A 20946-nucleotide genomic window follows, 5' to 3' on the forward strand; every position below is an offset into this window, starting at 1 on the left:
CAGACCGCCTAAGGTGGCTTTTCTATTCCTCGCCTGGCCCCTAGCCAGGCCCATTCTTCACTTTCTTCAGTCCAGTAATTTCCACTGTATTCCGGCCATAAAAAAACGGCTTGGGGCGTCTTGACGCTCCCCTATGACAGGCTTATACAAAAGGTGTGGTTCGCTGTCGTTGACAGCCCAGCCCAGGTAGCCAGAACCTTCAAGGCTACGCCACGCTCGTGGTGGTTTACCCAAGTGCGATCAGCATTCGGAGGCTCGCACGATCACCGCGTCAGCGGTGATGAATGCCCACTACCCCAGATCCGCAGACCACTACTGCGGATCCTCTTCTGCTGCATCGCTATTCCCCAGGCGCACCGTTCTGATCGTCATCGGCTTGCCGGTGACGAGTCGTTCATCGCTCGCCTTCACCTTACCCACCCTGACGGGGCTCACTTCCCCCTCAGGGGGCTGTGCGTCGCCGTTTTCCCTTGAAACAGGAGAACCACCATGGCCCACACCAACCAATCCCAAGAAGCGACCACTTACTTCAATCTGCACACCGTCGGTATCGGCTACCTCAACCGTGTTCGTGAAGTACAAGTCCGCCGCGGCCAGCCGTTCATGGCCTGCGATATCGCAGCCCTGCACGGTGCCACCGATGCAGTCGAGTACACCCGCTTCGACTGCAAAGTCGCTGGAGGCGAAGCTGAACGCTTGATTCGTCTCTATATGGACGCCGTCAAAGCCGAGAAAAAGGTCTTGCTGTCGTTCCGTATCGGCGACCTGTGGATTGACCCATTTCTCTATGAGAAAGGCGATAAACAAGGCCAGCCGGGCGCCAGCCTGAAAGGTCGTCTGCTGTACATCGACTGGATCAAGGTCAACGGCACGTACGAATACAAAGCGCCTGCCAGGCAGGAGGCAACAGCACCTGCTGAGCAAGCGCCAAACAGTGAGCCATCCCCACCATCGGCCGATGCCGAAGCTGAGGATTCCGAAAACCCAACAGAATCCAGGATTGAACCTGAATCTGCACCCACTCCCCGCACGGCCCGCCGTGTCGCCACACGTGCTGTTCAGTCCGCCTGAACAATCCACGATGTTTACATCAAGGCGCTCAATCGAGCGCCTTTCTTCAAACCGCACAGGAGAACCCACATGGAATCCTTCTGGCTTTGCGACGATTGCCTGTTCGCCGCGGCTTACGAGGACTACAGCACGTTATCGCTCTACTACACGACGGATGAGATCGAGAAACGCATTGCCGGTCTCCATCATGGGCTGCTTCGGTTAATGCCCATCAGTGCCGACTTCGATCCCGAATCCGGCCGGGGAATAAGAACCTTCTCCTCATTGCCTTGTGACGGTTGTGATTCACACCTGCACGGACAACGCCACCGATTCACTCGGATGTAAGCAGAACGTCATCGGCTAATAGCCGTGACTCTATACCACCTTGGGGCCACCACTCCCCACGGGTGTGTACCCCTGAAAGTTCCCTTCGGAGGTACTACCATGAGCACCCAACTCACCCTGATTGAAAGCTCGGATGTCGAGGCGGATCGTATCGTCCAAGAAAACCAGGTGATCGACGAAGCGCTGCACATTCTGGATCGTCGGCTGTTCACCCGCGGCCCCAACCTGACGTCACCTGACGCCGTGGCCTCATATCTGAAACTTCATCTTGCGCAACAAGAGCATGAAGTTTTCGGTGTGATTTTTCTCGATGCCCGCCATCGCGTTCTAGCGTTCGAGATCCTCTTTCACGGCAGCATCGATGGCGCCAGTGTTTATCCCCGCCAGATCGTCAAGCGCTCCCTAGCACATAACGCAGCAGCAGCCATTTTTGTTCATAACCATCCCTCGGGATGTACGGAACCCAGCCAGGCAGACCGCGTCTTGACCGCACGATTGAAGGAGGCCTTGGCCTTGATCGAGGTTCACGTACTGGATCACTTCATCGTAGGTGAAGGTCGCCCACTTTCTCTTGCCGAATACGGTTGGCTTTAACCTTACAGGCGCCTTCGGGCGCCTTGTTCATTTTTCATCCTGGAGAATACTCATGAACTCCACTACCGAAACCCCAGACATGCTGGGGGCTTCAAACCCATTCGTTCGCGGCTATGACAATCTATCTATCGAACGGCTGCTACTGATCACCTACGCAAACGACTGCCCTCCCTGCTTTCGCTCCATACACGACTCACAAGCTCATCTACTCGACAATGCGCTGGAACTGTTCGCCTGCCTGTTCAACGACGACTTCGCTCTGATCAGCGAGGGTCAGGCCATTCCGGATGAATTGGATGAACACTTCCAGTCCACCGCGCTGGTGCGGCAAGTGATCTATGCCGTGACTGGCGAAATGCTCAACGAACGATAGCATGTCGGTGACCTTTACTCCCTCGAAGAAGCCCAAGCCATGGTCCATCGTTTGAGCTTCGACACAGGACACTACAGTCGAGCCTGGGAGATCAGCACCGCACACCTCACTGACGAAGCACTGCGCCACTTGGAGAGCCGAGTTGGCAATGTCGACTCCAAGCCAACCGGACTGCTGTTTGAACCCTTTGCCCTGCCAGACTGCAATGGCGTCGGGTGTAAGCTGATCGGCACGCCCTGGACCGACGATAACTTGGTTCAAATCGAGGGCAATCCTTACGCGTCGCTGAGGCAAGAGCAACTCGACGCCGGTACGCCGGAAGCCTTGGTCAACGTACTGTATCTGGCGGCATTGGCGGATGTGAGGTTATTGATTTTCGACCCCGACGCTGCCGTCTTGGACGGGCTCGCGATTTTTGATGAATAGCAACGCGTTCAGCGTTAACACGATCCACCTTGAATCAACTTCCTCACTGAATCGCTCCTTCACCTCATGTCAGGTTCTGCACTGAATCTGACATGAGGTTTTTTCCATGGAGCGTTTTTTCACGCCTGTCTGCCTGCTGGGCTTGTTGAGTGCCTGCACGGCGCAAATCCCAACCCCATTGCCGACTAAGCCAGAGATTGACAGTAGCTCCAATCGGCCCCAGTTGTCGCGGAGCCGGGCCGACGAAAGCCATCCGTCAGAGCTCCGCTATGGCCGCTATACGCTGGTCAGCACCGAGCCCACCACGGAGCAACGTGATCTTCTCGCTCAAATCATTGACGTGAGCATTCCGTCCAACCTGAATCCCTCGGTACAGGAGGCGATGCACTACGTGCTGCAGCGCTCAGGTTATTCGCTCTGCCCTGCTGCCGAACCAGTAAAGATACTTTTCACCCGGCCTCTGCCCGCAGCCCATTACCGGCTCGGCCCGATCCCATTACGCAGCGCACTGCAGGTACTGGCTGGCCCCGCCTGGCACCTCACGACCGATGAGGTCAGCCGTTCGGTCTGCTTCGAACGGGAGAAAAATGATGCTGGCACGGTGCGGGTCACACCAACCTCGTCCCATCAGTCGGAGGCACGCCCATGAAAGCCTCGACATTTCAAACTCTCATTGTCGGCTCCCTTTGTCTGGCGGTCTCCGGGCTGAGTGGTGGTTTGTATAATCAGCATCAACGCATGATCGAGCTAGAAAACGCGAACATCCAACGCCTACAAACCCTGGATACCCTGCAACGTGATTCGAGCGCTCTCCAGGATACCCAGGAGAAGCTGCAGTACGCGCTGAAAGACCTGAAGCAGATGGTCGATACCGGAGAGCAACAGGCCGATACCCTCGATCCGATGTTGGATCAATGGGCGCAAGAGATACAGGAGCTACGCGACGGTCTGGCAGACCGTGCCACCGCAGCCGACATGATCACGCTACGCGCACGACTTGAGCACGTCGAACAACAACTCCTGGACCTCAAGACCCAGACATCACTACCACCACCGACGCCTTCCTCGACCAAGCCGAAAAAAGCCGCTCGCCCCAAGCCTGCCCCGCTCTCGCCGCCATTCTCAGTGTTGAGTGTCGAGACCCGTGGTGGCGAGCGCTTTCTGGCGGTCGCTCCTCCTGATAGTCGCTCGCTCAAGGATATCCGGTTGCTGCACAACGGCGAGCAGCTCGGCGCCTGGCAGCTGAAGGTGCTAGAGCCGAACGCGGCCATCTTCACGGTGCCCACTCAGCCAGACCAGACCGTGCAACTCCCTTGAGAAACGATCATGAACCGAGCGCTACTGTCCCCCGTCGTCTGTCTCGTTTCATTGCTTAGCACGGGTGCTGCGATGGGCAACCCTGTCACGACACCGTCACGGGTCCAGGACACACAATCCACTCCGCTGGGGCGCTCGCACTTTGAACAGGCGGCGAACTGGGGCCTGACCGAGCAGGAGTGGACGCGCTTCGAACAGATCCAAGCCGGCCCGCGTGGTTTCTGGAGCCCGAACCTCGATCCGCTGACTGCACTCGGCGTCGAGGCAGAGACCGACCAAGAGCGCCAGCGCTATGCCGAATTGCAGGTAGCGCTGGAAGCCAAACGCGCCGAACGCGAGTTGGCCTACCAAAACGCTTACACCGCGGCCTGGGCCAAGCTATTTCCGGGGCTGTTGCCGATTCAGGGCATGGCATCCCCGCCCCCTGCCAGTTCATCGGTCGCGCCACGCCAGGCCCTGTTTGTAGAGGACAACTGCGCGGCGTGCAAGGTCGAAGCGAAGCGTCTGCAAAGCAGCGACATGGCTTTCGATATCTATCTGGTGGGCAGCCAGGGCAAGGATGAACGTGTCCGTAGCTGGGCTCGTCACGCAGACATCAATCCGGCCAAGGTTCAGCGCCGGCAAATCACCCTGAACCATGACCGTGGTCGCTGGTTCAGCCTGGGTGCCCCAGGACCATTACCCGCCAAGCTCCAGCAGGTGAATGGACAATGGCAACGCCTCGACTGAGCGGTATTGCACTCATGCTGACGGTGCTCGCCGTCCAGGCTGACGAACTTCCGCCTCCGGCCTACCAACTGGCGGCGCATGATGCCGACATCCCTTCTACGGTGCTGTTCGCGATTGCCCTGCAGGAGAGTGGTATCCGCGTCCGGGGTCGACTGCTGCCCTGGCCGTGGACCCTGAACATCGCCGGAACCCCCTACCGCTTCGCCTCTCGCCAGGCCGCCTGTCCCGCTTTGCTTCAGGCGCTCACCCGACATGACGCCAAGCGGGTCGATGTTGGACTCGGGCAAACCAACCTGGGTTATCACGGGCAACGCTTTTCCAGTCCCTGCGATGCACTTGACCCCTATCGAAATCTCGCCGTGACCGCCGCGCTGTTACGGGAGCATCACGCCGCCACCGGTGATTGGGTATCAGCTGCTGGACGCTATCACCGCCCGGCGGGAGGAATGCCGGCCGCGCGTTACCGCGCCGGCTTTTCCCGACAACTCGAACGATTGCAGGTTTCCTTCAAACAGAGCACACCACCATGAAGCGAATCCCCATTACCTGTCATTTCGCCCTGCTCTTGGCTGCTTTCGCCCAGTCGGAATTGTCCGTTGCAGAAGATCAGCCTAGAGACTTCATTCGACTTCATTTTCATGTTTCCGGGCCGCCAATAAACAACAAGATCCAGCCTGATCGGGCCACGCATGCGGACCTGTCCGCGTTCGCCGATGAAGCCTGGATACTGCCCATCCACAGCTCTCACTTGAGCCCCGGCCAAATCACGTCTCGCACTCTGAACATGCCGGGTTTGCGGCCTTTTTTCTTGATTGGCGAGGATCCCCAATCACTGGCTTGGTTGCGGCAACGTGCGGCTGAACTGCAGCAAATGGGCGCGGCTGGCCTCGCCGTCGAAGTGGCCGATACTGAAGCCCTAGCCCGGATTCGAGCAGCCGCTCCGGGCATCACCATCCTGCCGGTCAACGGCAACGACATCGCCACCCGCCTGCAGATTGAGCACTACCCCGTCCTGATCACCGCCACCTCATTGGAACAGTGAGTCAGGTCATGGCCGAGCATGCGATGGAGTCCAAGCTCCGGCCAGCAGTGGAACTGTACACCGTAGCGATCTGCATCGCCGCCGGGGTGTTGTGCGTGTACTCGCCCTGGGCTGTGGCCCTCTCACCCGAGATCGGTCTGGTGGCGGCGCTGGCCTATGCCCTGTTCGGTCTGATCCGACTGCGACAAGCCTGGGAGGTGTTGCGCTATCGGCGCAATATCCGTCGGCTGCCTCGCTACGAACTGACCAGCCGGCAGATTCCGGTCAGCCGCAAGCGGCTGTTCATGGGCCGCGGTTTTCGCTGGACCCGCCTGCACACCCAGCGCTTGGTCGAGGCCCAGGATCCGGCGGTCGCCCACTATGTCGATCAACCGACCCGCTACCGCTTGGCCCGTGAACTCGAACGTCGACTGGAACATGCACCGTTTCCGTTCTCGACACTGGCGCGTATCACGGCTTGGGACAGCGCTTTCAATCCGTTGCGCCCGTTACCACCGGTCGGTGGCTCGCCACTGCTGCATGGGGTCGAACCCGATGAAACTGAAGTCGGTCTGCCGCTGGGTGAACGGGTCGGGCACACCTTGGTGCTCGGCACTACTCGTGTCGGTAAGACGCGACTCGCTGAGGTGTACATCACCCAAGACATTCACCGCATCGAACATGAGGTGGTCATCGTCTTCGATCCGAAGGGCGATGCCGACCTGCTCAAACGGATGTACGTCGAAGCCAAACGCGCCGGTCGGGAAAAGGAGTTTTATGTCTTCCATCTGGGCTGGCCAGAGATCTCCGCTCGCTACAATGCAGTGGGACGCTTCGGGCGCATTTCGGAAGTGGCGTCACGGATCGCCGGGCAACTCAGTGGTGAAGGCAACTCGGCCGCCTTTCGCGAGTTCGCCTGGCGTTTCGTCAACATCATCGCCCGCGCCCTGATCGAGTTAGGCCGGCGTCCGGACTACCTGCAGATCCAACGCCATGTGGTCAACATCGACGCACTGTTCATCGAATACGCTCAGCAGTTTTTCGCCAGAACCGATCCGAAAGCGTGGGAAGTGATTGTCCAGCTTGAAGGCAAGCTCACAGAGAAGAACATTCCCCGGCATATGGTCGGGCGCGAGAAGCGCGTGGTGGCCATCGAGCAGTACCTGGCGGTGAAGCGGGTATTTGATCCAGTAATGGACGGGCTGCGTTCGGCGGTACGCTACGACCGTACTTACTTCGACAAAATCGTTGCCTCACTACTGCCGCTGCTGGAGAAACTCACCACCGGCAAGACGGCCCAGTTACTGGCTCCCAACTACACCGATCTGGACGATCCACGGCCGATCTTTGACTGGATGCAAGTCATCCGAAAACGCGGCATCGTCTATGTCGGCCTCGATGCGCTGACCGACGCAGAGGTCGCTGCCGCGGTGGGCAACTCCATGTTTGCCGATCTGGTCTCCGTGGCAGGACATATTTATAAACACGGCATCGACCATGGCCTGCCCCAATCCGGCAGCAGCGGTGACAAGCTACCGATCAATCTCCACGCTGATGAGTTCAACGAGTTGATGGGCGATGAGTTCATTCCGCTGATCAACAAGGGTGGCGGCGCCGGCATTCAGGTGACGGCCTACACCCAGACCCTCAGCGACATCGAAGCGCGAATCGGTAACCGGGCCAAGGCCGGCCAGGTGATCGGCAATTTCAACACCCTGCAGATGCTACGCGTGCGTGAAACCGCTACCGCGGAGTTACTCACCAAGCAGTTGCCTATGGTGAATGTACTTACGAAAACGCTGGTGTCCGGTGCCACCGACACCTCCGATCCCGACGCCAACACAGACTTCACTTCGTCTTCGCAGGATCGCGTCAGCAGCACCAGCGTGCCGTTGATCGAGCCCGCTCACATCGTCAGCTTGCCCAAGGGGCAAATGTTCTCCTTCCAGGCCGGTGGGCAGCTCTGGAAAGTCCGCATGCCTTTGCCTAAGCCCTCCAACGATGATGCCATGCCTAAGGACCTGCAGGAGCTTACCCAGCGGATGCGGGCCACCTATAACGAACAGGCGGGCCAATGGTGGAGCGCGAGCGGTGGCGGCCCAACAACCAACTTCGATCTGGATCAGGTGGGGTAGCCCGCCCCGCTACAGGTTTTGATTCAGCAATTACGTATTCGGCAGGCGCCGTGGCGGCATCGACTCAACGGTGCGCAATGGAGTAAACGATGGCGACTTCCTTACAGAACACGCCGCCACAACCGATCCAGCGCCCGGGACTAATCGTATTGGCGATTGGATTGGTTTTACGCATCATCAGTTTGCTGATCGCCTCGTTGCTGTTTTCGATCCTCATTGAGTTCGCCGGTTTGCTGCTGTTCTGGGGCGATCAGGGTTGGCGACACAGCCAGGTCATGCTGAATAGTGAACTGGGGTGGCTCAGCGAGCACTTCAAAGCTTCACTCATCCTCCAACAACCCGGGCGAAGGATTGTTCAAGTACTGGATTTTCTCAATCAATGGTTGCTGGTCAAGACTGGCTTTGCGGATTTTGCCCAGCAGGCACGAGTGGCGAGTCAGGGCAACGGTTTCTGGAGCAGGGTTAACCAGCTCTACGTGAGTATCGAGGACTTTGTACTAGCGGCGGTGTATGTCACCTTCACTTTCGTGGTGCGCCTGACCATTCTGGTTCTAGCCATACCCTTATTTCTGCTGGCCGTGGCCACTGGTTTTGTCGATGGATTGATGCGTCGTGACCTGCGAAAATTTGGCGCGGGGCGAGAAAGCAGCTTTGTCTATCATCGCGCTAAGCGAGCAGTGATACCCCTGCTGATCGTGCCCTGGATCATTTACCTGTCCCTGCCCTTTTCGCTCAATCCGATGGCCGTTTTTTTGCCTTGCGCGGTGTTGCTCGGAGTAACGACAGCTATCACCGCAGCGACGTTCAAAAAATATATTTAAGTGCAGCACAAGTGCTGATTTTTTATTTCAGTCGATACGATGACACGCGTGCTTGACGGCCGCAGCCCTCCTAGCTAAGCGTACCGCACATCTTGCGAGGCCACGACCTGATTGACCCCGTAACCGGTTCGAGCATCGGATGTGCTGATCAAGCGCTCGACGGCCTTTGCCAGATCAGGATTTACCGTTGCACTCTGGCTATCCCTGAAGTAGCGCATCACCGCCCCCGCCACGACATCCGCTATCTGCAGGCCAATGCCTTCGTGCGACTGCGCAAACGTGAAAGTAGCCATCTCTTCGAAAATAAAGTCCGAGTGTGGAGTGTATGGAACCTGGCTTTGGTCCTTCTGGGCTTCCACAGTCGCTTTCCCCAGATGCAGGATATCCTCGAGTTCCAACTGCTGATCGTGAACGATGTGGACACCTTGCAGATTCCGTCTGAAGTAGAGATTCAGGCGCGCGTAGATGTTGGCAAACGAGGTCAGATTGGGAAGCATCCAAACACGCTTGCTGCGCTTGTTGTGATCAGGTGGCGGAAGGAACTGGAGAAATGCGTCAGGATCCTGCTCCTTAAGTTCCAGATACTCGTTACGGGCATCTTCCACCATCATGACTACGCCTCGGGCAATATCTTTCTTCCCTGGGATGTCCAGAAGGCGCACGCCCAGATCCTGAAGCAATGAAAGAGACTGCAGCAGGTGCGCCTCAGAAGGCTCTAGGCAGGCTTGGACAAATGCGTCGAGCACCTGATCCGGAGCTTCAGCATTCAGAAAGTCCGCAACAGTATTCCTAAGGAAGGTCATGGGTGCACCTTCGGGGAACCCCATGCAAGATGGTAGCAACTGAAAACTCGTGATGTGCACGCAGATGAAATAGCGTTTATCCACGAGCTCGACAAACAGAGGCGCACCGATAGACTCCAGGTAGTCTATAACCTCCAAAACAAATTTGGGCTTGGCCATCAGAGACTTGGACTTAAGCTCACCAGGTGAAATCCTGTGCAATGCACGCAGCTCTTCGATTCGAGTGACAACTGCCGACTCGTCACTCACCCCCACCGCAGCCAGTACGAAGTACGGTTGCCCTTTGAAGTCGAAGCCGTCACCGCTGTTGACTATGTCACCGCTATGCCCACTCTCGTCGAGGTAGAACGTCATGCTCAAGGTTGGTCTCCCCACATTGTAAAATGTCTCCAGGCCCTGCCACATCATGCGCGTGCCAGGATACGGCCCAGGGGACTATTGATTGCCGTGAAGGCGTCGATGACGCCATCTAGGACAAAGTCGAGCGCACGACCATAACCTTGATGCAATGTAGCCGTGTCGAAGTCTTGATCCTGCAACCTCTCGATCTTGCTCACGGCGTCATGGGCATCGGCAATGCGAAGATCGTAGGTGACGAACAGCATTGCAATGTCGCTGTTTTTCGCATTCCAGCCTTCTGGTTCATCCTTGCTTTTTAGTGCGTCCGATGCCTCGCAGTTTTCGTCGAATCTGGTCAGGATGTTCAGTAAGCACTGCAGAAGCTTTAGCTTCCCCAAAGTGGCGATCAACTTTCTCGGGACACCCATAGCTTCCAGAAGCTGTTTGAGGAAACCGTCGGGCAGCTTCTGCCAAATTTCATGGATGGATTTGCATCGAGCGAGAAAGGCCTGCTGGGTCATGTTCAAGGGCGCGAACTGAGCGAGTTTTGCAACCTGCGGATAATGTAGCCAGCCATCGGCTGCAACTTCTTCCCGTGAGAACCCGAGCAGTTCAACAGCCGGTTTTTCGATGCCCAGCGCGGTCCCAAGCCGAGAAAGGTTTTCTCCCAAGGACAGCATTTGCGTGAGGAACCGATCAACTTTGGAAACGATGTGTTCTTCAGTCAGGTCGCACTGTTTCACGATCGCAGGATCCAGGGCGTGGACATGAGCATGCAATGTTTCCCGCTCCGGGACGCCTTTGTACAGATCCCGTAAATCCACCTCGATTAGGTTTCGCCCGATTCTCCGGCACCCAGTGAAAGACCACTGCCCAAGATAAGATGGACTGCAATACCAGCCACCATGCGCGTCTACAGGTGTGCTTCCGTACAAGCTGTTTTGTTCATAGCGTTCGAGAAATCTGTCGTCGAGATAGACCGTCGTATCATTTCTCATGATGTCATTGGCACTAGCGTGCGTAACCTTTCCAGCAACACCTGGCCAAGTCAGCCCATCAGCTGTCTGCTGAGGGCAGAGGTTGCAGGAAACTGCCACTACTGTCGCCCATACCTGGAGCAGTAAGCCGTTCTCTGTTTCACGAAGATCGCCATCAAGCCAGCTCCCCGGCTCGCCAAGAGAATGAAAACGTTCCCCGTTCATCAGCTTGCGCAGTTGCGGGCTGTCTGCGAGCGTCGCCTGATAGAAGAAATGGCGAACGCCGCGTCCTCCCCTCAACCACAGATACTTGCGCAGATACTCGTTTGACATGAACCAATTAACATCCCGGGACGGCTTGAAGTGGTATTGCAGCGAAACCTCACCTTCAGCGACTCCGAACTCTGGAAGGCTCAAATCGTCGTAAACCAAACGCTGATGCTCATTGCCAATGCATCGTGGCGTTAAACCCAACGCCATCCATACCTTCTCGGCCAAGGTGTATGTGAAGAACAAGCTGCTGCCCCAGGAGGCAACGATGTAGTCATACCCGCTCACATTCGGTGTGAAGTCTTTCACGCCCCCTTTCTCACTTGGAGTCGGAACCCCGTGCGCCACCACACCCTGACTATGTAGAACGGGTATCGCGTTACCGTCATCGGGAACTACAGCCATCAACATATGAACCGTCTCGCGGTTCGACTCTGAGCGTTCGGTTTCCGTGAAACTACTCACCTCGACTCTCTGCAACGGATCAGTTCCCACTGGTTCTAGCAGTGAGCGCAACCGCTGCGGTAGCAGGTCGGTCGGAATAGGAAATCTTCCCACGTAATCAAACATCAGTCCTTCTCCTTGAGTGTCGCAAACAGCCTATCAGTCCACTCCCCGAAAAAGCGACTGATCACACCTCAAGTTTCTTAATGAACAATTCGACCTCTGACTTGATTCTTCTCCCAGATCAACATGGGCCAGCATCATGCCAACTACCGTCTTTCGCTGTTTACTACTCTCGCTGGCTATCGTCGATGGCAGCAGCTACGCCGCATCTGCTCATGAGCAGGATCAGCTCAGCCTCGTCCAGCAGCAACTCAACATTATCGAACGCCTTGCGACACGTACTGAGACAGCCAACAGGTCTGAACCCGACGAGCGCTATCGCTTCGACTATCCCCGCCTGATTCGGGACATCCAACGCATCCGTCATGGTGTGCAGGGCTACCTTTCCCCCTCTCGCGCTCAACCCCGCGATCCCACTGAACTGATCGGCGATTACCGCGTTGACACTCCGCCTGCGGAGCCTTTGCCATGAGCATGACTGACGCGCAGAGCTCAGCGTTCCAAAATGCCTCCGGCGTCTCGGCACAGAGCAGTTCGACACTGTGGCTGTCACTGGTTCTCGTCCTGGCTTTGCTTTGGTGTGCATGGGTGATCTGGACCGCTTACCGGGGATGGGCGGCCGGCAGTGTGCGCTTCGGCGCGTTTGGCGGCAGTACTGCCCGTGTCCTGCTCACCTTGCTGGTTTTGATGTTTTTTACCCTGTCCTAATCCAGGAGATCACCGCCATGCTCAAATGTTTTGCCCCTCTGAAAAACAACCTGTGTGATCGTGCCAGCCAGCGCTTGATCGGTCTGCTGCTAGTGCTCGGTCCAGGCCTGGCTTTTGCTGAACTACCGACCATGGAAGCTCCTTCCCGCGGCGAAGGAACCGGCCTGATCGAGACGATCAAAAACTATGCCTACGACGGCGGCATCCTGCTCGGCCTTCTGATCGCCCTGCTCGCCTTCTTAGGGGTGGCCTGGCATTCGTTGACCGTGTATGCCGACGTGCAAAACCAGCGCAAGACCTGGAAAGATCTCGGCGCGGTGGTCGGTATCGGCGCCCTGCTAGTGGTGATCATCATCTGGTTCCTGACCAAGGCTGCTGCAATTCTGTGAGGTTGGCATGAACGACACTATCGAACGCTTTGCCGACGGCACCTTGGTTTTTCTGCCCGAGCGACTCAATCGCAACCCTGCCGTACTGCGCGGTTTGACCAATGATGAGATGTGGGTAGCGCTGGGTACCGGCGCAGTCATCGGCCTGCTGCTGGGCGTTCCTCTGGCGACCGCCACCGCTTCCATTGCCGTAGCGCCGACCGGCATGATCGCAGGCATGGCCGTGGTGTTATTGGCCGGTGGCACGCTTTTGCGTCGAGCCAAACGGGCCCGTCCCGAGACCTGGTTGTACCGCAAGATCGAATGGATACTGGCTAGCCGTTGGCGCTTGGGTCGCGGCAATCTGATTCTCCACTCCGGTGGCTGGACGGTCCGCCGTTCACGTCGGCTGCGTCCTGCCCTGTCCCGGTGGCAGCCATGAGCCGCTTTCGGAACAAGGTGGATGCCCAACAGGCCCATATCTTCAGCCTGCGCCTGGCGGTAATGATCCTTGCCCTGGTCTGTGCCGGGCTCTGGTACGGCTGGCGCTCAGCACCCACCGATCTGACCGTGCATGTACCACCGGATCTGCGCTCGGGCAGCACGCGCAAGTGGTGGGATATCCCTTCAGAGAATGTGTATGCCTTTGCCCTGTATATTTTTGGTCAGCTCAACCGCTGGCCCTCGGATGGCGAGCAGGACTATCGCCGCGCAATCTATGGCTTGCAGTCCTACCTTACACCCGCCTGCAAGGCCTTCCTCGACGGTGACTACGAGTACCGCAAGGCCGCTGGCGAGCTGCGCCAGCGGGTACGTGGCGTCTACGAAATTCTGGGCCGAGGCTATAGCGAAGATCCGGAACTCAGGGTCAAGCAACTCGATCGCGACAGCTGGCTGGTCACCCTCGACCTCAACGCCGATGAGTATTACGCCGCCGAACCGGTGAAACGGGTGGTGGTGCGTTATCCATTACGCGTGGTGCGTTTTGATCTGGACCCCGAACGCAATAAGTGGGGGCTGGCACTGGACTGTTATCAGGGCACGCCGCAAAAAATCTCCCTGCCTGGAGGTGAGCCATGAAGCGGATGTCTCCCCTGGGACTCACCGTCGCACTGATGCTATGGGGAGCTGCAGCGCAGGCCATCGAGATGATGCGCTGGGAACGCCTCCCTCTCGCGGTCCCGCTGGTGATCAATCAGGAACGAGTGGTCTTTATCGATGAGGATGTTCGAGTCGGCGTACCCTTAACTCTGACCGGCAAGCTGCGCGTGCAATCTACCGGCGGAACGCTGTACCTGCGCGCGTCAGAAGCCATTGCACCTACCCGATTACAACTGCAATCGGTCACGACGGGCGAGATCATCCTCTTGGACATTGCAGCCACGCCTGGCGATCAACCGCTGGAACCCGTGCGTATTCTCAAAAATACTCAGCGGCAGCCTACCGAGGCTGAATCTAGCACCGTCCCTGTTCCAGAACGTACGCCAATCCCAGTCGCTTTGACGCGCTACGCTGCGCAAAGCCTGTACGCGCCGCTACGCACCGTGGAGTCCCTGCCCGGCGTACGCCGCGTCCCGCTCAAGCTGCGCACCGAACTGCCAACCCTGCTGCCGACCGAAAACGTGTCCAGCACACCCATCGCCGCCTGGCGACTCGGTGATTACTGGGTGACGGCCGTGAAGCTGCGCAATCGTGGTTCAGAGACGGTGCAACTCGATCCACGTCGACTCCAGCCCAAGCTATTCGCCGCGGCTTTCCAGCATGCTTTTCTCGGACCTGTCGGCAGCGCTGAAGACACCACGATCGCCTACCTTGTCACCCGCAGTGCCGGCCTTGAGCAAGCCGTGCTGTTCCCGGCTGTTTCGCGAGGTGCTGGCGATGAAAGCTAACGCCTTGCTCAAATGGCTGGTACCGGCTGCGCTGCTGGGCGTGGTGTTGATTATCCTGAAAACTTGGGTCGCGGGTGGCAGCAGTTCCTCTCCAGAGAAGTCGGTTGATCAAGGCAATCTTCAGTTATCCGCCGAGCAAGCCAAGTCGCTCGGTATTGCGGGCGATACCCCCCGCGATACGGTCGCCACCCTGGTCGGCCAGGTGAAGGCCATGCGCAGCGACATGCTCGGTTTGAAGAAACACAACGATTCGCTGCAGACGGAAAACAACCGCCTGCGCGAGCGGGAAAACAGTGTTGATTCGCGTATCCAGACGGCGCTTGGCAGCGTGACTCAACAGGTCGACGAAGGTCGCCGACAAGCCAACGAGGCTCGACTCAAAGCGGAACAAGACAGTCGCCAGGCCCGTGGTCTGCTGACGAAATTGCAGGAGCAGCTGTCGGGGCTGACCGACAAAGACAAGGATATGCCGATCGGACTGGGGCTTGAGCCGGGCGACGGCTCCCAGTTTGAACGGCAGCATTCTGCCAATGATGCATTGCAGTGGATTGAGCCCTCGGATGCTCTGCCCACCGACGCCCAGGGCAAAACCAAGACCGTGTCCGCGCTGAGTCTGCCTACTGCCTTCAACTCACTGGAGGGTTTGAAGGACAATGCCATCGACCGCAGCCAGAAGCAGTTACGCGAGGTCACCAAGGGTGAACGTGACCTGACACGCTCCGCTGATCGTACCGAAGGCGCGAAGCCGGTCTATACCATTCCCGAAAACGCAACATTGATGGGTTCAGTCGCCATGACCGCGCTGATCGGCCGAGTCCCAGTCGACGGCACCGTGAATGATCCTTACCCCTTCAAAGTGCTGGTCGGCCCCGAGAATCTGACAGCCAACGGCATCGATCTGCCGGACGTTGCGGGCGCCGTAATGAGCGGCACGGCGTCCGGTGACTGGACCCTGTCGTGCGTTCGCGGACAGGTCGAGTCAATCACCTTTGTGTTTACCGATGGCACCATCCGCACGGTGCCTCAGCCGAAAGCGGTAGCCAGCCGTAATGCCTCCACCACCCAGAGCTCAAACACCGACAAGATCCGCGGAGGACTCGGTTACCTGTCCGATCCGTATGGCATTCCTTGCATTGCCGGCGAGCGCCGCTCGAATGCCCAGCAATACCTCGGCAGCCAGAGTCTGATCACTGCGGCCGGTGCGGGCGTCGCCGCCTTGCTTGGGGATGAGCAGAACAACAGCAGCGTGATCAGTTCTGGCGGCAGTACCTTCGGGATCACCAACAGCACGAGCAACAGTGCGCTGAATTCAATTCTCAGTGGTGGTGTCAGCGACATCCGTGAGTGGGTGAACAAGCTGTATGGCGAGGCCTTTGCGGCCGTGTACGTGCCACCGGCGGCTCAAGTCGCATTGCACCTCGACCATGAAATCACCATCGACTACGAGCCCATGGGCCGGAGCGTTCGCCATGAAAAAGACCCTGTCTCCCTGCCTGATCTGGATTAGCGTGTTCTGCTGGGTCCTGGCGGGGTGCTCCACCGACAAGGAGACGCTTCTGCCCCATGGTGAGCAAACCATGTTGGACATCTGGAACGGTGCCGGTTCGCAAGGCACTCAGCAGCAACTGCTGGATGCTCGGCAGCAGTTACGTCGTCCGCTGACCCAGGCAGATTTCTCCGCCTTTCTCCAAGAACCGTACACCCGCACAGCGACGAACGAGATCCACAATTTGTTCCCTCGCCTGCCCAATCCCGATCTGGTGCTGTACGTGTATCCGCATCTGAGTGGTACCGAGCAGGCACCGATCCCGGGTTACTCGACAGTCTTTCCGTTCTACCAACGGGTGCAGTACGCGTTGCCGGGTGAACGTCAGGAAGACTTGTAGTGCGTACCGGCGATTCGGGCAACCGCACTCCTGCGTGGAAAGCCTGGCGCCACCCATTGCGCCCTCGCGCCACCTTGGCCGATGACGCGGCACTCTATGCGCACAACCCCAGCTTCACCGATCATCTGCCTTGGGTCGAATACCTCGACGCCGAACAGTGTTTTCTGCTCGATGACAATCGCTCGGTGGGTGCGGTGTTCGAGTTACTGCCCATTGGCACTGAAGGGCGCGAACCCGATTGGTTGATGGCCGCCCGCGATGCCCTCGAGGATGCCCTGCAGGATAGCTTTGACGAGCTGGACCAAGCGCCGTGGGTGGCGCAGTTTTTCTGTCAGGATGACAACGACTTCACCCCCTACCTGACCCGGCTCACCGATTATATCCAGGACAGCGCGCGAAGCACGGTCTTCACCGAGGCGTATTTGGAGCTCAGCCGCCGTCATCTGAAGGCCATCGCCAAGCCCGGCGGTCTGTTTGAGGATAAGGTGGTGACGCGCCTGCCCTGGCGTGGCAATAACCGTCGGGTGCGCCTGGTGGTCTATCGCTGGCTTGAGTCTGACGCTGAGGAGACAGGACTCAACCCGGTGCAATCCCTGCATCAGGCTTGCGAACGTATTGCGGCTTCGTTGCAGGCATGCGGGGTGCAAACAACGCGAGTCGATGGCCGAGGTCTGTATGCCTGGTTAGTGCCGTGGTTCAATCCGGCACCCACGCTCACTGATGAAGCGCCCGAGGATTTCTACCGCCGCGTGGCCTATCCGGAGACGAGCGATGGTGAGTCGCTGGAGCTGCCCTTCGATCATGACTTTGCCGAGCGCCTATTTTTCAATGAGCCGCGTTCGGATGTACAGCGTGGACTCTGGTACTTCGACGATCAGCCCCATCGGGTGATGGTCGTGGACAAGCTACGACGCGCACCGCTGATTGGTCAGCTAACCGGCGAAACCCACAAGGGCGACGCGGTGAATGCCCTGTTCGATCAGGTACCCGAAGGCACGGTGATGAGTTTGACCTTGGTGGTCAAACCGCAGGATGTGCTCGAGGACCAGTTAAACCGCCTGGCGCGCAAAGCCATCGGTGAAAACCTGGCCTCGACCCAGACCCGTCAAGATGTCGAAGAGGCTCGCGCGATCATCGGCCGCCAGCACAAGCTGTACCGGGGCACCCTGGCGTTTTACGTGCGCGGTCACGATGAGCAGCAATTGCACCAGCGCTCGGTCAGCCTGGCCAGCGCGCTGCTGGGTGCGGGGCTGCAACCGGTACGCGAAGGCGATGAAGTCGCCGCCTGCAACAGTTACCTGCGTTGGCTACCGATGGCTTACAACCCGGCCCGCGACACGCGCAACTGGTACACGCGGCTGATGTTCGCCCAGCACCTGGCGAACCTGGTTCCGGTGTGGGGTCGCAGCACCGGCACCGGCCACCCGGGCATCACCCTGTTCAACCGCGGCGGTTCGCCACTGAGCTTCGACCCTCTGTCACGGCTGGACCGGGCCATGAACGGCCATCTGCTGTTGTTCGGCCCCACCGGTGCCGGCAAGTCGGCCACCCTAGTCACCCTGCTGATGCAGATCATGGCGGTGTACCGCCCACGCTTATTTATCGTCGAGGCCGGCAACTCATTCGGCTTGCAGGGCGATTACTTCGCGACACAAGGTCTGTCGGTCAATAAGGTCCAATTGAAACCTGGTGCCTCGGTCAGCCTCGCACCCTTTGTCGATGCCTGGCGCCTGGTCGAGCAACCGGATCAGGTGGCGAGTCTGTCGATTGATGAGCTGGACGATGAGGCGGTAGCAAGTCGCGAAGACCAACGCGATGTTCTTGGCGAATTGGAAATCACCGCTCGCCTGATGATCACTGGTGGCGAGGCCAAGGAAGAAGCCCGCCTGAGTCGAGCCGATCGCAGCTTGATCCGCGAGTGCATCCTGGATGCGGCGCAGACGTGTGTCGCGGCGGGTCGCCAGGTACTGACCCGCGACGTGCGCGACGCCTTGCTGCGCGTCGCTGCTGACACGCACTTGCCGGAGAAGCGTCGTGAGCGTGCCCAGGAAATGGGCGAGTCCATCGACCTGTTTTGCCAGGGTTTCGAGGGCGAACTGTTCGATCGCGAGGGCACGCCTTGGCCCGAGAGCGATGTGACCATTGTCGACCTGGCCACCTATGCTCGTGAAGGTTACGAAGCCCAGATGTCCATCAGCTACATCAGCCTGATGAACACCGTGAACAATCTCGCCGAGCGCGATCAGTACCTGGGCCGACCGATCATCATGGTCACCGACGAGGGCCATATCATCACCAAGAATCCGTTGCTGGCACCGTTCGTGGTCAAGGGCACGAAGATGTGGCGCAAGCTTGGCGCCTGGTTCTGGCTCGCCACGCAGAACCTTGCCGACTTCCCCATTGCCGCGCAGACCATGCTCAACATGATCGAGTGGTGGATTTGCTTGAACATGCCACCGGCGGAAATCGAAGAAATCGCACGTTTCAAGAAACTCACGCCGGCACAGAAAGCCTTGTTGCTCTCCGCCAGCAAGGAGCCGGGCAAATACACCGAGGGGGTCGTGCTGTCGAAAAAACTCGAAACGCTGTTTCGAGCCGTGCCGCCCAGTTTTTATCTCGCCCTGGCCATGACAGAGCCCGAGGAAAAAGCCGAACGCTGGACACTGATGCAGAGCACCGGCTGCTCGGAATTGGAGGCGGCTTACCGGGTAGCTGAACGGATCGATAGGATGCGAGGAATTAAGTGAAACGGAGCTGATCCTAGGTTTCAATCAACCCGGCAGCAAATCCTTGAACACCTTCTCCACGTAGGCTTGCATGAACCAGTCAGGGATCTCATCAGCCCTGAATTCAAGGTCAGTCCCGTCTGTTACTTCAGCGAGCAGCACCAGATCAGCGCCGGAGTTATCAAAGATATAAGCCCGGTTCGAGGCTGCGATGGCTGCTGGCAATAGGTTCAGGCAACGACCGTAGCGCTGCACAATTTTTTCCGTGGGGACTGGGTGCCCACCTGCCGCGACACGGTTCTTGACCCTATTGATATTGATGTCAGGATCTTCAGTGGCGACAAAGTAGAGGTAGGTTCGATATCCCGACGCTTTTGCCTTAAGCATAAAAGCGACTTTGTCCTCGCTAGACATCACCGTTTCGAAGGTGAAAGACAACTGGGCTTCAAGGAGCTTGTGCCGCATGAAATCAGAGAGCACGGAAGCAAAATAGGAGTTCATCGCGACGGACTGGAAATTCAGGCCGTTATTGCTGAAGCCTATTTTGGCTGCCTCTTCAACGAGCTGGGTCGACCGAATCAGTCGGTGCGCCTTGATAAAGCCGAGAACCTCGTCACCTTCGACTTCCAGTTGAAAATCGCTGAACTCCAGGCGTCCGCCCTCTTTGGCAGCCTTTTCGATTTCATCCGGGTTGATGTAGATCCCGATCAGGTGGGAAGGGACGGCACTTTTCATTGTGCTTTTACCGGAACCATTAGGGCCGGCAAACACCCTCAGCCGAGGGACGGTCATGAGCAGCGTTGCACCTTGATAATCCCGCCCAAGGTCACTTTATGCTTGGGCTTGGCCACTCGAATAACCTTGTGCTTACCGTCGGCAGTCGTCTCAACGAGCTTGCCGTCCATGACTTCCATCACGCTGCGTCCGGCCGCCAGCGCGTTGATATAGGCCGTATTGATCGCACCTTCAGCCATGGCTGGGATTTTACCCTCCAGTCGGCTCACCAGATCGTCACTCAACACTTGGTCGGCTTTCATATCGCGCTCCACGTTCTCAGAGCGTGCAGAATCTGCACTTATCAGAATCCTAGCTACGTAAATCTGTTTATCACAGACCAACGCCACTTCTGTCAGATCTCCATTCTAGAGGAATGGAGCCTGGAACCATACCTTCCAGTAAATTTTCCCGTGTAGGCCATATCGTCAGGGTTGGAGCCGCACGGCTACGGTGAAACGCCTTGAAGCCGTTGCTGAATTCTCAATAAAAATCCTGCTTCGAAAGCATCCTGAGAGTCTCCTGCCGGACAAGTCTTCCGTGCCTGCGCCAGTTCCCACCACAGCGGTACGTCACCGGGTGTATTAAGCCAGGCCTGGGCGCATTGCACGCCACGTTCGATCATAGGCGCAAATTCGCTGCCCCATGGTGTCAAAAGGCTCGGGCAGCCGTCCGCCGCCGGAATTGAAACGTAATTTTCGTCCATAGACACCTTAGCTTTCGATTATTTATTAATGCTCGGTCTGTTCTAAGCAGCATAGAAACAAAATTGACACTCGGCTTAAGCATCAAAAAAGCCCGAATCAGAGCCAATGTAGACTATAT

24 protein-coding genes and 1 pseudogene are annotated in these 20946 nt (G+C 57.8%); 20 read left to right on the forward strand and 5 right to left on the reverse strand.

Annotation, left to right across the window (positions count from 1 at the left end; genetic code table 11):
• Positions 1 to 489 precede the first annotated feature (489 nt).
• From V7773_RS02315 to V7773_RS02365, 11 genes and pseudogenes are all read left to right on the forward strand, one after another.
• Complete coding sequence (locus tag V7773_RS02315; protein ID WP_053184496.1) at positions 490 to 1071, forward strand: STY4534 family ICE replication protein; 582 nt, start codon at positions 490 to 492, stop codon at positions 1069 to 1071.
• A 69-nt stretch (positions 1072 to 1140) separates the two neighbouring features.
• Positions 1141 to 1398: a hypothetical protein gene (locus V7773_RS02320; protein ID WP_336072148.1), complete on the forward strand. Its 258-nt coding sequence runs from the start codon at positions 1141 to 1143 to the stop codon at positions 1396 to 1398.
• A gap of 99 nt (positions 1399 to 1497) precedes the next feature.
• Positions 1498 to 1992, forward strand: a complete 495-nt coding sequence (gene radC, locus V7773_RS02325; protein ID WP_336072150.1) for a RadC family protein — start codon at positions 1498 to 1500, stop codon at positions 1990 to 1992.
• A 52-nt stretch (positions 1993 to 2044) separates the two neighbouring features.
• Positions 2045 to 2791, forward strand: a pseudogene (locus V7773_RS02330) (DUF5983 family protein).
• A gap of 106 nt (positions 2792 to 2897) precedes the next feature.
• Positions 2898 to 3440: a PFGI-1 class ICE element type IV pilus protein PilL2 gene (gene pilL2, locus V7773_RS02335; protein WP_336072152.1), complete on the forward strand. Its 543-nt coding sequence runs from the start codon at positions 2898 to 2900 to the stop codon at positions 3438 to 3440.
• Positions 3437 to 4108 carry a chemotaxis protein gene (locus tag V7773_RS02340; RefSeq protein WP_336072153.1) on the forward strand — a complete coding sequence of 224 codons (672 nt, stop codon included), beginning with the start codon at positions 3437 to 3439 and terminating at the stop codon, positions 4106 to 4108. The genes pilL2 and V7773_RS02340 overlap by 4 nt, the downstream gene beginning before the upstream one ends.
• 9 nt (positions 4109 to 4117) lie before the next feature.
• Entirely contained in the window at positions 4118 to 4837 is a 720-nt protein-coding gene (locus tag V7773_RS02345) for a TIGR03759 family integrating conjugative element protein (RefSeq protein ID WP_336072155.1), read from the forward strand.
• Positions 4819 to 5367 carry a lytic transglycosylase gene (locus tag V7773_RS02350; protein WP_336072157.1) on the forward strand — a complete coding sequence of 183 codons (549 nt, stop codon included), beginning with the start codon at positions 4819 to 4821 and terminating at the stop codon, positions 5365 to 5367. The genes V7773_RS02345 and V7773_RS02350 overlap by 19 nt, the downstream gene beginning before the upstream one ends.
• On the forward strand, positions 5364 to 5879 hold the full coding sequence (locus V7773_RS02355) for an integrating conjugative element protein (RefSeq protein ID WP_336072159.1): 516 nt from the start codon (positions 5364 to 5366) through the stop codon (positions 5877 to 5879). Before V7773_RS02350 ends, V7773_RS02355 begins: the two co-directional genes overlap by 4 nt.
• 8 nt (positions 5880 to 5887) lie before the next feature.
• The gene (gene traD / locus V7773_RS02360; RefSeq protein ID WP_336072161.1) at positions 5888 to 7993 is read left to right on the forward strand and encodes a type IV conjugative transfer system coupling protein TraD; all 2106 of its coding nucleotides are present in this window, start codon (positions 5888 to 5890) and stop codon (positions 7991 to 7993) included.
• Between the two features lie 89 nt (positions 7994 to 8082).
• Entirely contained in the window at positions 8083 to 8814 is a 732-nt protein-coding gene (locus tag V7773_RS02365) for a TIGR03747 family integrating conjugative element membrane protein (RefSeq protein WP_025214479.1), read from the forward strand.
• A gap of 74 nt (positions 8815 to 8888) precedes the next feature.
• Here V7773_RS02365 and V7773_RS02370 read toward each other — a convergent pair whose 3' ends face one another.
• Together V7773_RS02370 and V7773_RS02375 are read right to left on the reverse strand one after the other, a co-directional pair.
• Positions 8889 to 9971, reverse strand: a complete 1083-nt coding sequence (locus tag V7773_RS02370; RefSeq protein WP_241802037.1) for a DUF3800 domain-containing protein — start codon at positions 9969 to 9971, stop codon at positions 8889 to 8891.
• A gap of 50 nt (positions 9972 to 10021) precedes the next feature.
• Complete coding sequence (locus V7773_RS02375) at positions 10022 to 11773, reverse strand: hypothetical protein (RefSeq protein WP_038436692.1); 1752 nt, start codon at positions 11771 to 11773, stop codon at positions 10022 to 10024.
• A 136-nt stretch (positions 11774 to 11909) separates the two neighbouring features.
• Here V7773_RS02375 and V7773_RS02380 point away from each other — a divergent pair, with 136 nt between their 5' ends.
• The 9 genes from V7773_RS02380 to V7773_RS02420 are packed head-to-tail and all read left to right on the forward strand — an operon-like array spanning position 11910 to position 19368.
• A complete protein-coding gene (locus V7773_RS02380) occupies positions 11910 to 12242 on the forward strand; it encodes an integrative conjugative element protein, RAQPRD family (RefSeq protein WP_080712582.1) in 333 nt (110 codons plus the stop codon).
• Complete coding sequence (locus tag V7773_RS02385) at positions 12239 to 12478, forward strand: TIGR03758 family integrating conjugative element protein (RefSeq protein ID WP_175384903.1); 240 nt, start codon at positions 12239 to 12241, stop codon at positions 12476 to 12478. The genes V7773_RS02380 and V7773_RS02385 overlap by 4 nt, the downstream gene beginning before the upstream one ends.
• Before the next feature lie 17 nt (positions 12479 to 12495).
• Positions 12496 to 12867, forward strand: a complete 372-nt coding sequence (locus V7773_RS02390) for a TIGR03745 family integrating conjugative element membrane protein (protein WP_025214484.1) — start codon at positions 12496 to 12498, stop codon at positions 12865 to 12867.
• A gap of 7 nt (positions 12868 to 12874) precedes the next feature.
• Entirely contained in the window at positions 12875 to 13288 is a 414-nt protein-coding gene (locus V7773_RS02395) for a TIGR03750 family conjugal transfer protein (RefSeq protein ID WP_336072167.1), read from the forward strand.
• On the forward strand, positions 13285 to 13926 hold the full coding sequence (locus V7773_RS02400; RefSeq protein ID WP_122426622.1) for a PFL_4703 family integrating conjugative element protein: 642 nt from the start codon (positions 13285 to 13287) through the stop codon (positions 13924 to 13926). Before V7773_RS02395 ends, V7773_RS02400 begins: the two co-directional genes overlap by 4 nt.
• A complete protein-coding gene (locus V7773_RS02405) occupies positions 13923 to 14735 on the forward strand; it encodes a TIGR03749 family integrating conjugative element protein (RefSeq protein WP_336072172.1) in 813 nt (270 codons plus the stop codon). The genes V7773_RS02400 and V7773_RS02405 overlap by 4 nt, the downstream gene beginning before the upstream one ends.
• Entirely contained in the window at positions 14725 to 16242 is a 1518-nt protein-coding gene (locus V7773_RS02410; protein WP_336072174.1) for a TIGR03752 family integrating conjugative element protein, read from the forward strand. The genes V7773_RS02405 and V7773_RS02410 overlap by 11 nt, the downstream gene beginning before the upstream one ends.
• Positions 16205 to 16621 (forward strand): TIGR03751 family conjugal transfer lipoprotein, encoded by a 417-nt coding sequence (locus V7773_RS02415; RefSeq protein WP_336072175.1) that lies wholly within the window; start codon positions 16205 to 16207, stop codon positions 16619 to 16621. The genes V7773_RS02410 and V7773_RS02415 overlap by 38 nt, the downstream gene beginning before the upstream one ends.
• The gene (locus V7773_RS02420) at positions 16621 to 19368 is read left to right on the forward strand and encodes a conjugative transfer ATPase (RefSeq protein WP_336072177.1); all 2748 of its coding nucleotides are present in this window, start codon (positions 16621 to 16623) and stop codon (positions 19366 to 19368) included. The genes V7773_RS02415 and V7773_RS02420 overlap by 1 nt, the downstream gene beginning before the upstream one ends.
• 24 nt (positions 19369 to 19392) lie before the next feature.
• Here V7773_RS02420 and V7773_RS02425 read toward each other — a convergent pair whose 3' ends face one another.
• From V7773_RS02425 to V7773_RS02435, 3 genes are all read right to left on the reverse strand, one after another.
• Positions 19393 to 20139: a zeta toxin family protein gene (locus tag V7773_RS02425; RefSeq protein WP_265072912.1), complete on the reverse strand. Its 747-nt coding sequence runs from the start codon at positions 20137 to 20139 to the stop codon at positions 19393 to 19395.
• Positions 20136 to 20384 carry a hypothetical protein gene (locus V7773_RS02430; protein ID WP_336072178.1) on the reverse strand — a complete coding sequence of 83 codons (249 nt, stop codon included), beginning with the start codon at positions 20382 to 20384 and terminating at the stop codon, positions 20136 to 20138. Before V7773_RS02430 ends, V7773_RS02425 begins: the two co-directional genes overlap by 4 nt.
• 185 nt (positions 20385 to 20569) lie before the next feature.
• Positions 20570 to 20827: a LasR-specific antiactivator QslA gene (locus V7773_RS02435; protein ID WP_336072179.1), complete on the reverse strand. Its 258-nt coding sequence runs from the start codon at positions 20825 to 20827 to the stop codon at positions 20570 to 20572.
• Positions 20828 to 20946: the final 119 nt, after the last annotated feature.

The organism is Pseudomonas sp. 3JA, from assembly GCF_036961705.1.
In the GTDB taxonomy this organism is placed as follows: domain Bacteria; phylum Pseudomonadota; class Gammaproteobacteria; order Pseudomonadales; family Pseudomonadaceae; genus Aquipseudomonas; species Aquipseudomonas fluorescens_Q.

What these genes read in the sequence shown, in the direction of transcription:
- V7773_RS02315 (WP_053184496.1), top strand. Translation starts at nt 490, where the DNA reads ATGGCCCACACCAACCAATCCCAAGAAGCGACCACTTACTTCAATCTG.
- V7773_RS02320 (WP_336072148.1), top strand. Translation starts at nt 1,141, where the DNA reads ATGGAATCCTTCTGGCTTTGCGACGATTGCCTGTTCGCCGCGGCTTAC.
- radC (WP_336072150.1), top strand. Translation starts at nt 1,498, where the DNA reads ATGAGCACCCAACTCACCCTGATTGAAAGCTCGGATGTCGAGGCGGAT.
- pilL2 (WP_336072152.1), top strand. Translation starts at nt 2,898, where the DNA reads ATGGAGCGTTTTTTCACGCCTGTCTGCCTGCTGGGCTTGTTGAGTGCC.
- V7773_RS02340 (WP_336072153.1), top strand. Translation starts at nt 3,437, where the DNA reads ATGAAAGCCTCGACATTTCAAACTCTCATTGTCGGCTCCCTTTGTCTG.
- V7773_RS02345 (WP_336072155.1), top strand. Translation starts at nt 4,118, where the DNA reads ATGAACCGAGCGCTACTGTCCCCCGTCGTCTGTCTCGTTTCATTGCTT.
- V7773_RS02350 (WP_336072157.1), top strand. Translation starts at nt 4,819, where the DNA reads ATGGCAACGCCTCGACTGAGCGGTATTGCACTCATGCTGACGGTGCTC.
- V7773_RS02355 (WP_336072159.1), top strand. Translation starts at nt 5,364, where the DNA reads ATGAAGCGAATCCCCATTACCTGTCATTTCGCCCTGCTCTTGGCTGCT.
- traD (WP_336072161.1), top strand. Translation starts at nt 5,888, where the DNA reads ATGGCCGAGCATGCGATGGAGTCCAAGCTCCGGCCAGCAGTGGAACTG.
- V7773_RS02365 (WP_025214479.1), top strand. Translation starts at nt 8,083, where the DNA reads ATGGCGACTTCCTTACAGAACACGCCGCCACAACCGATCCAGCGCCCG.
- V7773_RS02370 (WP_241802037.1), bottom strand. Translation starts at nt 9,971, where the DNA reads ATGACGTTCTACCTCGACGAGAGTGGGCATAGCGGTGACATAGTCAAC.
- V7773_RS02375 (WP_038436692.1), bottom strand. Translation starts at nt 11,773, where the DNA reads ATGTTTGATTACGTGGGAAGATTTCCTATTCCGACCGACCTGCTACCG.
- V7773_RS02380 (WP_080712582.1), top strand. Translation starts at nt 11,910, where the DNA reads ATGCCAACTACCGTCTTTCGCTGTTTACTACTCTCGCTGGCTATCGTC.
- V7773_RS02385 (WP_175384903.1), top strand. Translation starts at nt 12,239, where the DNA reads ATGAGCATGACTGACGCGCAGAGCTCAGCGTTCCAAAATGCCTCCGGC.
- V7773_RS02390 (WP_025214484.1), top strand. Translation starts at nt 12,496, where the DNA reads ATGCTCAAATGTTTTGCCCCTCTGAAAAACAACCTGTGTGATCGTGCC.
- V7773_RS02395 (WP_336072167.1), top strand. Translation starts at nt 12,875, where the DNA reads ATGAACGACACTATCGAACGCTTTGCCGACGGCACCTTGGTTTTTCTG.
- V7773_RS02400 (WP_122426622.1), top strand. Translation starts at nt 13,285, where the DNA reads ATGAGCCGCTTTCGGAACAAGGTGGATGCCCAACAGGCCCATATCTTC.
- V7773_RS02405 (WP_336072172.1), top strand. Translation starts at nt 13,923, where the DNA reads ATGAAGCGGATGTCTCCCCTGGGACTCACCGTCGCACTGATGCTATGG.
- V7773_RS02410 (WP_336072174.1), top strand. Translation starts at nt 14,725, where the DNA reads ATGAAAGCTAACGCCTTGCTCAAATGGCTGGTACCGGCTGCGCTGCTG.
- V7773_RS02415 (WP_336072175.1), top strand. Translation starts at nt 16,205, where the DNA reads ATGAAAAAGACCCTGTCTCCCTGCCTGATCTGGATTAGCGTGTTCTGC.
- V7773_RS02425 (WP_265072912.1), bottom strand. Translation starts at nt 20,139, where the DNA reads ATGACCGTCCCTCGGCTGAGGGTGTTTGCCGGCCCTAATGGTTCCGGT.
- V7773_RS02430 (WP_336072178.1), bottom strand. Translation starts at nt 20,384, where the DNA reads ATGAAAGCCGACCAAGTGTTGAGTGACGATCTGGTGAGCCGACTGGAG.
- V7773_RS02435 (WP_336072179.1), bottom strand. Translation starts at nt 20,827, where the DNA reads ATGGACGAAAATTACGTTTCAATTCCGGCGGCGGACGGCTGCCCGAGC.